Origin of the sequence: Streptomyces sp. NRRL F-2580, from assembly GCF_000720115.1 — a bacterium.
GTDB lineage: Bacteria > Actinomycetota > Actinomycetes > Streptomycetales > Streptomycetaceae > Streptomyces.
In genome coordinates, this window is the sequence record NZ_JOIR01000018.1 from 174,175 (window position 1) to 187,486 (window position 13,312).

At 73.6% G+C, this 13,312-nt stretch carries 11 protein-coding genes and 2 pseudogenes; 8 read left to right on the forward strand and 5 right to left on the reverse strand.

Annotated features, from left to right (window positions below):
- Positions 1–91 precede the first annotated feature (91 nt).
- Positions 92–1,045 (reverse strand): alpha/beta hydrolase, encoded by a 954-nt coding sequence (locus IF88_RS0121665; RefSeq protein WP_051837278.1) that lies wholly within the window; start codon positions 1,043–1,045, stop codon positions 92–94.
- A gap of 228 nt (positions 1,046–1,273) precedes the next feature.
- Between IF88_RS0121665 and IF88_RS42255 the strand changes: the two genes are divergently transcribed.
- From IF88_RS42255 to IF88_RS0121700, 8 genes and pseudogenes are all read left to right on the forward strand, one after another.
- Complete coding sequence (locus IF88_RS42255) at positions 1,274–1,714, forward strand: ATP-binding protein (RefSeq protein WP_051837280.1); 441 nt, start codon at positions 1,274–1,276, stop codon at positions 1,712–1,714.
- Between the two features lie 124 nt (positions 1,715–1,838).
- Positions 1,839–3,467, forward strand: a pseudogene (locus IF88_RS0121675) (AMP-binding protein); the annotation flags it as partial.
- 216 nt (positions 3,468–3,683) lie between these two features.
- Positions 3,684–4,085, forward strand: a pseudogene (locus IF88_RS48000) (acyl-CoA thioesterase); the annotation flags it as partial.
- Positions 4,067–6,379 carry an FAD-dependent monooxygenase gene (locus IF88_RS0121680; protein ID WP_030714824.1) on the forward strand — a complete coding sequence of 771 codons (2,313 nt, stop codon included), beginning with the start codon at positions 4,067–4,069 and terminating at the stop codon, positions 6,377–6,379. The pseudogene IF88_RS48000 and the gene IF88_RS0121680, both read left to right, overlap by 19 nt.
- Positions 6,380–6,391: 12 nt before the next feature.
- Complete coding sequence (locus tag IF88_RS0121685; RefSeq protein ID WP_030714827.1) at positions 6,392–7,411, forward strand: carbon-nitrogen hydrolase family protein; 1,020 nt, start codon at positions 6,392–6,394, stop codon at positions 7,409–7,411.
- Positions 7,408–8,526, forward strand: coding sequence for a cupin domain-containing protein (locus tag IF88_RS0121690; protein WP_030714830.1), 1,119 nt, complete (start codon positions 7,408–7,410; stop codon positions 8,524–8,526). The genes IF88_RS0121685 and IF88_RS0121690 overlap by 4 nt, the downstream gene beginning before the upstream one ends.
- 17 nt (positions 8,527–8,543) lie before the next feature.
- A complete protein-coding gene (locus IF88_RS0121695; RefSeq protein WP_030714833.1) occupies positions 8,544–9,455 on the forward strand; it encodes a fumarylacetoacetate hydrolase family protein in 912 nt (303 codons plus the stop codon).
- A gap of 64 nt (positions 9,456–9,519) precedes the next feature.
- Positions 9,520–10,251, forward strand: coding sequence for an Asp/Glu racemase (locus IF88_RS0121700; protein WP_051837305.1), 732 nt, complete (start codon positions 9,520–9,522; stop codon positions 10,249–10,251).
- Positions 10,252–10,259: 8 nt separating this feature from the next.
- On the opposite strand, the gene IF88_RS0121705 is transcribed toward IF88_RS0121700, so the two are convergent.
- From IF88_RS0121705 to IF88_RS0121720, 4 genes are all read right to left on the reverse strand, one after another.
- The gene (locus tag IF88_RS0121705; protein ID WP_158754496.1) at positions 10,260–10,736 is read right to left on the reverse strand and encodes a hypothetical protein; all 477 of its coding nucleotides are present in this window, start codon (positions 10,734–10,736) and stop codon (positions 10,260–10,262) included.
- Positions 10,729–11,784: a zinc-dependent alcohol dehydrogenase family protein gene (locus IF88_RS0121710; RefSeq protein WP_030714842.1), complete on the reverse strand. Its 1,056-nt coding sequence runs from the start codon at positions 11,782–11,784 to the stop codon at positions 10,729–10,731. The genes IF88_RS0121705 and IF88_RS0121710 overlap by 8 nt, the downstream gene beginning before the upstream one ends.
- A 42-nt stretch (positions 11,785–11,826) precedes the next feature.
- Positions 11,827–12,681 carry a DMT family transporter gene (locus IF88_RS0121715; protein ID WP_030714845.1) on the reverse strand — a complete coding sequence of 285 codons (855 nt, stop codon included), beginning with the start codon at positions 12,679–12,681 and terminating at the stop codon, positions 11,827–11,829.
- A gap of 155 nt (positions 12,682–12,836) precedes the next feature.
- Entirely contained in the window at positions 12,837–13,289 is a 453-nt protein-coding gene (locus IF88_RS0121720; protein ID WP_051837282.1) for a DUF6069 family protein, read from the reverse strand.
- Positions 13,290–13,312: the final 23 nt, after the last annotated feature.

Sequence of the window (13,312 nt, forward strand, 5' to 3'; positions counted from 1 at the left end):
AGGAGGGGGAAGGGGGAGGGGGTTCGGGGGAACGCGGGGGGCGCAGCCGGGCCGCGCCCCCGCGGTGGAACGCCGTGCGCGGGACCGGCCGTCAGACCCCCGCGCCGAGGTGCCGGGCCAGGAAGGCCACGCTCTCCTCGACGATCGACGTGATGTCCGGGGAGCCGAGGAAGATGTGGTCGGCGCCGTCCACGGGCCGCAGGGTGACCTCGCCCCCGGCACCCCGCAGGGCCTCGGCGAGGACCTCGCTCTGGCTGTACGGGACCAGGCCGTCCCGGGTCCCGTGGACCAGCAGGAACGGCGGCGGGGTCGAGTCCGCGGCGTACGTCACCGGGCTCGCCGTCCTGGCCGCCTCCGGGTTCTCCGCCACGGAGGCGCCCAGCAGGGCCTCGTAGGGATCGGGGAACTCCGTCCCGGACGGCATGGCCGGCATCGGGTGCGCGGCCAGGGCGACCAGGTCGGAGACCCCGTACCAGTCGACGACCGCGAGGACCCCGGTGTCGCCGGAGCCGACGCCGTGCGTGCCCTCCAGTGCCGCGGCCTGGGGGCTGTGGGGGCCGACGAGTCCGGCGAGCGCCGCCAGGTGGCCGCCCGCGGACTCGCCCCAGACGCCGATCCGGTCCGGGTCGATGCCGAGGGTGCCGGCGAAGGTGCGGACGTAGCGGATCGCGGCCTTCACGTCGTGCAGCTGGGCCGGGAAGGGCGCTTCGAGGCTGTGCCGGTAGTCGATGGAGACGAGCGCGAGCCCGGCCGCCAGTACCGCCCCGTGCAGCAGGGCGGCGGGCACGGTCGGCGGCGGGTAGCGGCGGTCGCCGTCCAGCCAGCCGCCGCCGTGGATCCAGACGACCGCCGGAAACGGCCCCTCGCCCGCGGGCACTTGGACGTCGAGCAGGCGGGGACGGTAGCCCGGGGTGGTCGCGTACGTGATCCCGTCGAAGCGGCGCACGCCGTCCGCGCCCGTCACGGGCGGCACGGGTGACTGGTACGGCGGGGGCGGCCAGGTCATGTCGGCGATGTCGAACTCGGCGGGTGGGGATTGCGTCATTGCGGCCCTTCCAATGCGGCGGTCCCGGCGGGGGCGGCGTGCAGGCTTCGCGTCGTATGTCCGAAATGCTTGCGCGAGTCGCCGGGGGCGGCGTAGCTTGTTACACGTGTAATCACGACTCTAGCGACGCATTTCCGCTGACTACAAGCCCAGGGGTCGTTCGACTTCTTGAGCAGTTGCACGAGGCACACCAGCGGACGCGCCACCTTCCCCCTCCGGGAGCACGTCATGCTCACCAGTACCGCCACCTCCGCCCCTCCCGCGGTCCGGAGTTTCGTGCACTGGGTCGCCGACCCCGTCGCCGCGAGCGTTCCGCAGGTCAGGGCCCGGGTGCGGGCCACGCTCGAAGGCTGGCGCGTCCCGTGCGGCGCGGCCGACGTCCTGTTGCTGGCCGTCAGTGAACTCGTCGGCAACGTCGTCCGGCACGCGGGAGCCGGCCGGATGCGGGTCGGGGTGGCCCTCGGCGGGGGCTGGCTCCGACTGGAGGTCGCGGACCGGGGTGCGGGGCTGCCGCGGCTGCCGGCTCCGCGCGCCGAGATCGATCCGGAATCCGAGGACGGGCGCGGGCTGCTGATCGTGCAGCTGATGACGGGCGAGCTGGGTGGCGAACTCTCCGTCATGGCGCATGAGTTCGGGAAGTCGGTCCGGGTGCGGATACCCGCGGCCTGAGCTGCTGCGCGGTCGTCCGCGACGGGGGTCACGCTCTCGGATATCGCGAGATGTTGACGGACGCTAAATGTTCGACATATCTTGCACCCGTCTCCCCGCTGCTCCCTGATTGAGGTGCCGCCCCATGGAGCTCTCCCCTTCCGCGCATGCCGATTCCTTCTGTCGTGACCGGCTGCCGCCCCTCGCTCTCTGGCCCGAACTCCACTTCGACCTCCCGGAGTTGGAGTACCCGGACCGGCTCAACTGTGCCCAGCGCCTGCTCGACGAGGCCGTCGAACGGCTGGGCCCCGACCGCCCCTGTCTGCTCACCCCCACCGAGCGCTGGACCTACGGCGAACTGCAGCACCGCGCCAACCAGGTCGCCCAGGTCCTCACCGAGGACTTCGGCCTCGTGCCCGGCAACCGCGTCCTGCTGCGCGGCCCCAACAACCCGTGGCTCGTCGCCACGTGGTTCGGGGTCCTGAAGGCCGGCGGGGTCGCCGTCACCACCATGCCGATGCTGCGCGCGTCCGAGCTCGCCGAGCTCACCGACATCAGCCGGCCCCTGCTCGCCGTGTGCGACCACCGCTACGCCGACGAGCTCGACCCGGCCCGCCGCCCCGGCGGGGCGGACGCGCAGGACTTCCCGGACCTGCCCGTCCTCACGTACGGCGGTCCCGGACCGACCGACCTGACCGCGCGCTGCGCGGCCAAGGACGGCCGGTTCGCCACCGTGGTCACCGCCGCGGACGACGTGGCGCTGATCGCCTTCACCTCCGGTACGACCGGCCGCCCCAAGGCGACCCTGCACTTCCACCGCGACGTCCTCGCGAACGCCGACACGTTCTCCCGGCACGTCCTCAAACCCCGCCCGGACGACGTCTTCACCGGCACACCGCCGCTCGCCTTCACCTTCGGGCTCGGCGGGCTGGTGGTCTTCCCGCTCTCCGTCGGGGCCGCCACCCTGCTGATCGAGCAGGCGCCCCCGCTGGAACTGGCCGAGCTCGTCGCGGCTCACGGGGTGACCGTGCTCTTCACCGCACCCACGGCCTACCGCGCGATCATGGAGGGCGGGGCGGTGGACCGGCTGGCCGGGCTGCGCCGCTGCGTGTCCGCCGGGGAAGCGCTGCCGGCCGCGGTCTGGCACGAGTTCCAGGCCGCCACCGGGCTGCGCATCATCGACGGCATCGGCGCCACCGAGATGCTGCACGTCTTCATCTCCGCGGCCGACGAGGACATCCGGCCCGGTTCCACCGGCCGCCCGGTGCCCGGCTACCGCGCCGCCGTCGTCGACGAGCAGGGCGATCCCGTCCCCGACGGGCAGCCCGGTCTGCTGGCGGTCACCGGCCCCACCGGCTGCCGCTACCTCGCGGACGCGCGCCAGGCCTCGTACGTCAGGAACGGCTGGAACATCACCGGCGACACCTACATCCGCGATGCGGAGGGCTACTTCTGGTACGTCGCCCGCAGCGACGACATGATCGTGTCCTCGGGCTACAACATCGCGGGCCCCGAGGTGGAGAAGGCCCTGGCCACCCACCCCTACGTGGAGGAATGCGCGGTGGTCGGGGCCCCGGACACACGGCGCGGCATGGTCGTCAAGGCCTACGTGGTCCTCGGCGCCGGCGTCCCGGCCGCCGAGGGGACCGTCCGCGAGCTCCAGGCCCACGTCAAGCAGACCATCGCCCCGTACAAGTACCCGCGCGCCGTCGAATTCGTCACGGAACTCCCCCGCACGGGCACCGGGAAGCTCCGGCGCGGCGCACTGCGCGAGCGCGCCCTCTCCGACGCGGTGAGACCCGACGCGGCGAGACCCGACGCGGCGAGACCCGACGCGGTGAGACCCGGCCCGGCGACACCGGGCCGGTCGGCACCGGCCGAGCCGACGCGCGCCCAGCCGGTACCGGTACCGGCCCCGTCCGCGCCGCCCAGCGTCATCGTCGAACGCCGCGTCGAGTGGACCGACACCGACGCGGCCGGCCACTACCACCACTCCACCGTCGTGCGCTGGGTCGAGGCGGCCGAGGCCGTCCTGCTCCACCGCCTCGGCTTGGCCCACCTGTTCGGCAGCACGCCCCGGGTCCACTTCGAGGCCGACTACCGGGCCCGGCTCTGGTTCGGGGAGGCGGTACGCACCGAGCTGACGGTCACGAAGGTCGGTTCGGCCTCCCTGCACTACGCCTTCACCGTGCGCGGCGAACAGGGCGCGGAGGCGGCCACCGGCCGCATGGTCATCGCCCACTCGGCCGCCCACGCGACGGGGTCCACCCCCTGGCCCGCCGACGTACGGGAACGGCTGGACGCGGCGGGGCCGCAGGAACCCGAACTACTCACCACCCGCGCGCAGTCAGCGCACTCACCTGGAGGTACGGCGTGCGCGTCGCAGTCATAGGAGGAGGGCCCGGCGGACTGTACTTCGCGGCCCTCACCAAGCAGCTCTCCCCGCACTGGGAGGTCACCGTCTGGGAACGCAACGCCCCCGACGACACCTTCGGCTTCGGCGTCGTCTTCTCCGACGAGACCCTCGACGGCATCGCCCAGGCCGACCGCGAGATCCACGCGGCCATGTCGGCCGAGTTCGCCCGCTGGGCCGACATCGACGTCCGATACCGGGGCTCCACCCTCACCTCGGGCGGCCACGGCTTCGCCGCCCTCGGCCGCCGCCACCTGCTGCGGATCCTCCAGGAGCGCTGCGCCGCGCTGGACGTGGACGTCCGCTACCGCACGCAGGCCCCGCCCGCCGCCGAACTCGCCGTGGCGTACGACCTGGTGGTGGCGTGCGACGGCGTGCGGTCGGCCACCCGCGCCGCCTACGCCGACACCTTCGGCACCGACCTCGACGAACGCAGCGGCCGCTACATGTGGCTGGGTACGGACAAGGTCTTCGAAGCCTTCACGTTCATCGTCGACGAGCACGACTTCGGCACCCTCCAGGTGCACGCGTACCCGTACGACGCCACCCGCTCCACCTTCATCGTGGAGATGGAGGAGGAGGCGTGGCGGCGCGCCGGCTTCGAGGAGTTCGCCGCCCTCGACCACCCGCCGGGCACCAGCGACGAGGACAGCATCCGGCGCTGCGAGGAACTCCTCGCGGACCACCTCGACGGGCACCGCCTCCTGCCCAACAACTCCAAGTGGCTCCGCTTCACCACGGTCCGCAACCGCACCTGGCGCCACGAGAACATCGTCCTCCTCGGGGACGCCGCCCACACCGCGCACTTCTCCATCGGCTCCGGCACCAAGCTCGCGATGGAGGACGCCCTCGTCCTCGCCGCCAGCCTGCACGAACACCCGGACGTGCCGAGCGCGCTCGCCGCGTACGAGGACGAGCGCAAGCCGGTGGTGGAGTCCACCCAGCGCGCGGCCCAGGCCAGCCTGGAGTGGTTCGAGCACATCGACCGCTACACCGGCCAGGACCCGCACCAGTTCGCGTTCAACCTCCTGACCCGCAGCCGCCGCGTCACCTACGACAACCTGCGCGTGCGCGACGAGAAGTTCACCACCGCGGTCAACCGCTCCTCGACCGTGCCCCCGATGTTCCGGCCCTACCCGCTCGGCGGACTGCTGCTGCGCAACCGGGTCGTCGTACCGCCCACCGCCCTGCACACCGCGCGCGAGGGCGTCCCCGGCGACTTCGACCTCGTCCACCTCAGTACGCAGGCCCTCGGCGGCGCCGGCCTGGTCCTCGCCGGGATGACGGCCGTCAGCGCCGACGGCCGGGCCACCCCCGGCTGCCCCGGCCTGTGGAACGACGAACAGGAAGCGGCCTGGCGACGCATCACCGACTTCGTCCACGGCCAGTCCGACACCTGCCTCGGCATCCAGCTCACGCACGCCGGACGCCGCGCGGCCGCGCACGACCGGCAGCCGTTCGCCGCCTCCCCGCTGGCCTGGGACGAGCGGAGCCCGGAGCCGCGCGAGGCCGACCGGGCCGACATGGACGCTCTCGTACGGGACTTCGTGAGCGCCGCCCGGCGCGCCGACCGGGCCGGCTTCGACGCGCTGGAACTCCAGTACGGCCACGGCCACCTGCTCTCCGGCTTCCTGTCCCCGCTGACCAACCTGCGGACCGACGAGTACGGCGGCGACCTCGACGGCCGGCTGCGGCTGCCGCTCGAAGTGCTGCGCGCCGTACGGGAGGTGTGGCCGGCCGGCAAGGCGCTGCTCGTGCGGATCTCCGCCGCCGACTGGGCCGAGGGCGGCACCAGCGAGGCCGACGCGGTCGCGATCGCCCGCGCGCTCGCCGAGGCGGGCGCCGACGCCGTCGACGTCTCCACCGGCGAGGTCGTCTCCCACGAGCGGCCCCGCTACGGCCGCAGCTACCAGACTCCGTACGCGGACCTGATCCGCAACGCCACGGGCATCCCCACCATCGCCGTCGGCGCGATCTCCACGTACGACGACGTGAACTCGATCATCCTGGCCGGCCGGGCGGACCTGTGCGGCGTCGGCCGCGCGCAGATCCACGACCCGCTGTGGACCCTGCACGCCGCCGCGGCCCAGGGCTACCAGGGCCCGGCCGCGCCCTGGGCCCGCGCCTGGCGGGCGGGCAGCGGCCGGCCCCCGTCGGCCCGCACCGACCGGATCCCGCCCCGCCTCGAACTCCTGCGGCAGCCCGCCGCCTCCGCCCACCGCCGCTGGCTGCCGCGCGCCGCGGCCCCGGCGCCCGCCCCCGTCCCCCGATAGCCGGAGGTCCCCATGCCCATGGACAGGGAGAACCTGCCCCGTTTCACGGCGGCGGCCGTCCAGGCCGCACCCGTCTACCTCGACCCCGCCGCCACCGTCGACAAGGCCGTCGCCCTGATCGCCGAGGCCGCGGCCAACGGGGCCGAACTCGTCGTCTTCCCCGAGGTGTTCGTCCCGGGCTACCCCTACTGGAACTGGACGATGAACCCGGTCCAGGGCTCCCCCTGGTTCGAGCGGCTCCAGCGGGCCTCCGTAGACATCCCCGGCCCGCACGTCGACGCCCTGCGCGCGGCGGCCCGCCAGCACGGCATCGTCCTCGTCATCGGCGTCAACGAGCGCGCCCCGCACAGCCTCGGCGTCCTCTACAACACCCTGCTGACCATCGGGCCCGACGGAGCCCTCCTCGGCGTCCACCGCAAACTGGTGCCGACCTGGGCCGAGAAGCTCACCTGGACCGGCGGCGACGGCAGCTCACTCGTCGTCCACGACACACCCGTCGGCCCCCTCGGCGCGCTCGCCTGCGGCGAGAACACCAACACCCTGGCCCGCTTCACCCTTCTCGCGCAGGGCGAACTCGTCCACGCCTCCTGCTACATCGCCCTGCCCGTCGCCCCCGCCGACTACGACATGGCCGACGCGATCGCCGTCCGCACCGCCGCCCACAGCTTCGAGGGCAAGGTCTTCTCCGTCGTCGCCTGCTCGACGATCTCCCCGGAGATCGTCGACCGGATCGCCGGGGACGACGAGGAACTGCGCAAGCAGTTCACCCGTCCCCGCAGCGCCCTGTCGGGGATCTTCGGCCCCGACGGCCGCCCGGTCACCGAACCCCTCGTGGACGACGAGGGCATCGTCTACGGCGAGATCGACCTGGCCCGGTGCATCCAGCCGAAGCAGATGCACGACATCACCGGCCACTACAACCGCTTCGACATCTTCCGCCTCGAAGTCGACAACCGCCCCCGGCTGCCCGTGACCTTCACCGTGCCCCCGGCCCCCTTCACCGACACCGCCACCCCTGAGGAGGACGTATGACCATCGAGCAGGACGACACCATGCTCGGCCGCGCCCGGGTGTCCGATACCCCCGAGCTCACCGCGTACTACGAAGAGCTCGGCGCCCTCGACGCCGGCGCCCTGTGGACCGTGGCCAACGACATCGAGCCCTGGTACCCGCAGCCCAAGTCCGTGCCCGTGCTGTGGCACTACGACGAACTGCGCCCCCACGTCCTCAAGGCCCTCGGCCTCGTCAAGGGCGACGACGCCGGCCGCCGCGTCGTCATGCTCGTCAACCCGGGCCGCAAGGACGTCAGCGCCGCCGCGGGACTCCTCTACACCGGCCTGCAGATCATGGGACCCGGCGAGGCGATGACCGCCCACCGCCACCAGGCCGCCGCCCTGCGCTTCGTCCACGAGGGCACCGGCGCCTGGACGATCGTCGACGGGCAGAAGCTGAAGGTCGGCCCCCGCGACTTCGCGATCACCCCGAACGGCACCTGGCACGAGCACGGCAACGACGCCGAGGACGGGCCCGTCATCTGGCAGGACGGACTCGACATCCCGCTGGTCAACGCCCTGGACGCCGGGTTCTACGAGGTCCACCCCGACCTGTACCAGACCCCGGGGAAGGTCATCAACTCCTCGGTCCTGACCTACGGAGCGAACCTCTTGCCGTACGGGGTGGAGAAGTGGACCCGGCCCTACTCGCCGCTGCTCGCCTACCCCTGGGAGTCCACGTACGAGGCCCTGCGCGGGCTCGCCAAGGCGAGCGAGGGCTCCCCGTACGACGGGGTCATCGCCGAGTACACCAACCCGGTGACGGGCGGCCCGGTCATGCCCACCATGGGCGCCCACATGCAGCTGCTGCGCCCCGGCCAGGCCACCCTCGCCCACCGCCACACCGGCTCCGTGATCTACACGGCCGCCAAGGGCCGCGGAGTCTCGGTGATCGCCGGACAGCGCTTCGAGTGGAAGCAGGGCGACATCTTCTGCGTCCCCTCCTGGGCCTGGCACGAGCACCACAACCTCGACCAGACCGAGGACGCCTGCCTCTTCTCCTTCAACGACTTCCCCGTCATGCGCTCGCTCGGTTTCCACCGGGAAGAGGCGTACGCCGACAACGCCGGGCACCAGCCCGTCACCGCCGCCTGACCCACGAGGAGCCCCGCATGCGCTTGCTGACCTTCACCCACAGCCCCGACGACACCACCGAACGCCTGGGCGTCGAGGCCGACGGCCTCGTCCTCGACCTCGCGGTCCTGGCCGACCACGCCGGCGTGCGGCTCCCGCACGACCTGCTGTCCTTCGTCCAGGCCGGCCCGGCCGCGCAGGAAGCGGCCCGGCAGCTGCTCGCCGCCGACCCCGCCGGACCGCTCGCCGGCGCCGTCCACCGGCTGGAGGACGTGACCCTGCGCGCCCCGCTGCGCCCCGGCAAGATCATCGGTGTGGGCCTCAACTACATCGAGCACGTCGAGGAGTCCAGCCGCAGCCTCGACACCGACAAGGACCTGCCGCCGCGCCCGGTCCTCTTCGGCAAGCCCGCAACCGCCGTCACCGGCCCCGGCCAGCCGATCCTGCACAACGCCGACCTGACCACCCAGCTGGACTGGGAGTGCGAACTCGCCGTCGTCATCGGCCGCACCGCCCACCGGGTGAGCGAGGAGGACGCGTACGACCACATCTTCGGCTTCAGCATCATCAACGACATCAGCGCCCGCGACCAGCGCCGCTCCGGCCAGTGGTTCTTCTCCAAGGGCCAGGACTCCTACGCGCCCTTCGGCCCGGTCATCGTGACGCGCGACGAGATCCGCGACCCCATGGCACTCGACCTCTCGCTGCGCGTCAACGGCGTCACCAAGCAGAAGTCGAACACCCGCCACATGCTCTTCCCGATCGCCCGCCTCATCGCCGACATCAGCTCCGGCATGACCCTGGAACCCGGCGACGTCATCGCGACGGGCTCGCCCTCCGGCGTCGGCGCCGGCATGGTCCCGCCGGAGTTCCTCACCCCCGGCGACACGGTGGAAGCCACCGTCGAGCTGATCGGCACCCTGACCAACCCCGTCGTCGACGCCCGCTGAGGAGCACCCAGTGGCACCGCGCACCTACCGCATCGGCCAGATCGTGCCGAGCTCCAACGTCACCATGGAAACCGAGGTCCCGGCCATCCTCCGGGCCCGCCAGGCCATCGCACCCGACGAGCGCTTCACCTTGCACTCCAGCCGGATGCGCATGACCCACGTGACCCCGGAACAGCTCAGGGCCATGGACGCGGACTCCGACCGCTGCGCCGCGGAACTGTCCGACGCCCGGGTCGACGTACTCGGCTACGCCTGCCTCGTCGCCATCATGAGCATGGGCCTCGGCTACCACCGCACCTCCGAGGAGCGCCTGCACCTTCGTACCGTGGAGAACGGAGCCCCCGCCCCCGTCGTCACCAGCGCCGGAGCCCTCGTCCACGGACTGCACACCATCGGCGCCAGGAAGATCGCGCTGCTGGCCCCCTACATGCGCCCGCTCACGCGGACCGTCGTGGACTACCTCACGTACGAGGGCATCGAGGTCCTCGACTACGAGGCCCTCGAAATCCCCGACAACCTCGACGTCGCCGCCCACGACCCGGCCCGGCTGCCGGGGCTCGCGCGGGCGCTGGAGTACTCGGACGCCGACGCCGTGGTGCTCTCCGCCTGCGTGCAGATGCCGTCCCTGGGCGCCATCGAGGAGGCCGAACAGCTCCTGGGCAAGCCGGTCGTCTCCGCGGCGGTCTGCACCGCCCACCAGCTGCTGCGGGCCCTGGACCTGGACGCCGTGGCCCCGGGGGCCGGCCACCTCCTGTCGGGCAAGTACGCGCGGGCGCCCCTGCCCGGGCAGCCCTAGGGGGTGGGCTACCGCATGGGCGGCGGCACCGTGTAGTTCGGGATCGACGGGTCCTTCGGGTCGAAGGGCGTCGGCTTCCAGCTCGCCGGCGGCGGTCGGTCGGGCGCCGGCGGCGGGTTGGGGCCCCGGTTGGGGTTCTGCGGGATCTCCGACGGACCCGCGGGGGTGCGCTTCGGCGCCGGTCCGCCCGTGGCCGAAGGCCTCGCCTGCGCGGTCGGCGCCCCGGCCGGGGCGGACGGCTGCGCGGTCGCCGGCTCCGAGGGGGAGGGAGCCGGCGGGGCGGTCGCGGGGGTGGAGTCCGGGGCCGGAGCGCCGGGCTTCCCGGCGTCCGGTCCGGCCGCGCCGCCGGAGCAGCCGACCAGCATCAGGGCGCCCGCCAGCGCCACGGTCACGGCGCCCGCCACTCGGTTTCCGGAGCCCATGCCCACCGCCCGCCCTCGCCGTACGGTCCGTCCGTTCGGGTCGGGCGATCGTAGCTCAGCCACGCGTCGACGCCCCCGGCAGGATGATCGTGACCCCGCGCCCCGGCGACGTACCCATCGCGGCCAGCGCCGCCGGGGCCGCGTCCAGCGGGATCGTCGAGGTGACGAGCAGGTCCGGGCGCAGCGCCCCGCCCCGGACCAGCTCCATCATCGGCGGGTAGGCGTGCGCCGCCATTCCGTGGCTCCCGAGGACCGCCAGCTCCCAGCCGATCACCCGGTCCATCGGCAGGACCGCCGCGCCGGCCGCCGCCGGAAGCAGCCCCACCTGCACGTGCCGGCCCCGGCGGCGCAGGCCGCTGATCGACGCGGCGGCCGTCGCCGGCGACCCGAGCGCGTCGAGCGAGAGGTGTGCGCCCCCACCGGTCAACTCCCGCACCGCCTGCGCGGTGTCGGCGCAGGCCGTGGCGTCCACGCCGTGCACGGCGCCGAACTTCCGTGCCAGCTCCAGCGCCCCCGGCGCCGTGTCGACGGCGACCACCCGCGCCCCGGCCGCCGCCGCGATCATCACGGCGGAGAGGCCCACCCCGCCGCAGCCGTACACGCTGACCCACTCGCCCGCCGCGACCCTGCCCTGCGCCACCACCGCCCGGAAGGCCGTCGCGAACCGGCAGCCGAGCCCGGCCGCCGTGGCGTACGAGAGTTCCTCGGGCACCGCCACCAGGTTCACGTCGGCATGGTCCAGGGCCACGTACTCGGCGAATGACCCCCAGTGGGTGAACCCGGGCTGCGTCTGCCGCGCGCAGACCTGGTGGTCGCCCGCCGCGCAGTCGGCGCAGCTGCCGCACGCGCACACGAACGGCGCCGTGACGCGGTCGCCGACCCGCCAGTTCGAGACTCCGGCCCCCACCGCCTCGACCGCGCCCGCCAGTTCGTGCCCGGGCACGTGCGGCAGCACGATGTCCGGGTCGTGCCCCATCCACCCGTGCCAGTCGCTGCGGCACAGTCCGGTGGCCTCCACCCGCACCACCACCCCGCCCGCCGCCGGCCGCGGCTCCGGCAGGTCCCTGACCTCGGCCTGCTCGCCGTACCGTTCGAAGACCACCGCTCGCATGGCTCCCGCCCTCCGCTCGACTGACCGGCACGCTACCCGTCGTCAGGGCGCGCCGTCCCCGGCCCGGGCGAGGGCCAGCACCCCCGTGCCGATCAGGGCGATGCCCAGCAGCTGGGGGAGCAACCACCAGCCCGACCGCAGGTGTTCCTCGTAGAGCACCACGCCCAGCGCGATGCTGATGCTCGCGTCGCCGAGGGTCAGCGCGGGCTGCGAGGCGACCAGCGGCCCGCCCTGCATGGCGTGTTCGAGCAACAGCAGGGCGCAGATCCCGCTCGCGCCGAATGCGTACGTCTCCCAGGAGGTCAGGAACGCGCCGAGGCCGGCGTCGTCGAGGACGTGCACCGAGGACTTCATCAGGGCGGCGGTGAGCGCGTAGCAGACGGCGGTGGCCGCACCGAGGCAGCCGGCCCGCGCGCGGCCGGGCGGGCGGCGCAGTCCGGCCACGGCCAGCAGGGCCACGACGACCGCGCAGGCCGTCAGGGCCACCGCCCAGCGCGCGGCCGGCACGTCCGTACGGTTGCCCTGGGGCGAGGCGGCCACCAGCGCGATCCCGAGCCCCGCCACCACCCCCGCCACGGCCAGCCACAACGCCCCCGGCAGCCGCTGACGCGCCACCAGCGAGGCGATCAGCAGGGCCAGCGGCAGCTCCAGCACGAACAGCGGCTGTACCAGGGAGAGCGCACCCGTGGCCAGCGCGACGGCCTGCCCGACCCCGGCGGCGATCACGGCCAGGATCCCGCCGACCCACACCGGCCGCCGCAGCAGGTCGAGGACCAGGCCGAAGCGGAAGCCGTCGCTCTGCGGCACGGTGAGCGCCGCCCGCCGCTGGAGCACGGTGGCGAGCGCGTTGCTGAGCGCCGCGAACAGCGCGAAGAGGACCGGCAGGACGACGCCCATCCCCCGATCCTCACCGCGCCCACCCGCGCCCCCCGCCACGACACCGCCCCGGGGCCGCCGCACCCCGCGCATTCCCCCGTCCGGCCGCGCGCGTCCGCTCCGAACCGGAGCCGCGAGGTTCAGGGCGCCGTTCGGGGCGGACCGAGAAGGCGGGCTCAACGCCGACGGCGGTGGAGCTCCAGGGCGGTGACGACGGCCACGCCGAGGGTGATGTGCATGAGGGCCAGGGCCGCGACCGTGCCGCCGTCGGCGCCGGACGACAGCGGGCCGGTGACCGACAACAGCGCCAGCCCGCCGCCCACGAACGGCGCGATCCGCAGGAAGACCGGCTTCCACAGGGCCAGCAAGAGGGCGGCGCCCGTCCCGACGACCAACGGGACGACGGAGGCCCCGATGACGCCCCCGACCGTGATCGCGTGCTCTTCGCCCGCGTCGACGACGACGAGCGAGGCACCGGCCAGCTTGGCGACGGCAAGAACGATCAGATTGACCACGGCCGCGCCGACCGCGCCGGCGACCAGCACCTTCCACCAGGCCAGGCCGGAACGACGAACCGAGGGTGCGGTGGGAACGGCGGGGCGGGAGTTCGGAACGACGCTGCTCGACATGAGACTTCCTCCAACGTGTGAAG

Bases quoted from the DNA above. Each gene is read 5' to 3' on its own strand.
- IF88_RS0121690 (WP_030714830.1), top strand. From the start codon at position 7,408: ATGACCATCGAGCAGGACGACACCATGCTCGGCCGCGCCCGGGTGTCC.
- IF88_RS0121685 (WP_030714827.1), top strand. From the start codon at position 6,392: ATGCCCATGGACAGGGAGAACCTGCCCCGTTTCACGGCGGCGGCCGTC.
- IF88_RS0121700 (WP_051837305.1), top strand. From the start codon at position 9,520: ATGGAAACCGAGGTCCCGGCCATCCTCCGGGCCCGCCAGGCCATCGCA.
- IF88_RS0121665 (WP_051837278.1), bottom strand. From the start codon at position 1,045: ATGACGCAATCCCCACCCGCCGAGTTCGACATCGCCGACATGACCTGG.
- IF88_RS0121715 (WP_030714845.1), bottom strand. From the start codon at position 12,681: ATGGGCGTCGTCCTGCCGGTCCTCTTCGCGCTGTTCGCGGCGCTCAGC.
- IF88_RS0121695 (WP_030714833.1), top strand. From the start codon at position 8,544: ATGCGCTTGCTGACCTTCACCCACAGCCCCGACGACACCACCGAACGC.
- IF88_RS42255 (WP_051837280.1), top strand. From the start codon at position 1,274: ATGCTCACCAGTACCGCCACCTCCGCCCCTCCCGCGGTCCGGAGTTTC.
- IF88_RS0121720 (WP_051837282.1), bottom strand. From the start codon at position 13,289: ATGTCGAGCAGCGTCGTTCCGAACTCCCGCCCCGCCGTTCCCACCGCA.
- IF88_RS0121710 (WP_030714842.1), bottom strand. From the start codon at position 11,784: ATGCGAGCGGTGGTCTTCGAACGGTACGGCGAGCAGGCCGAGGTCAGG.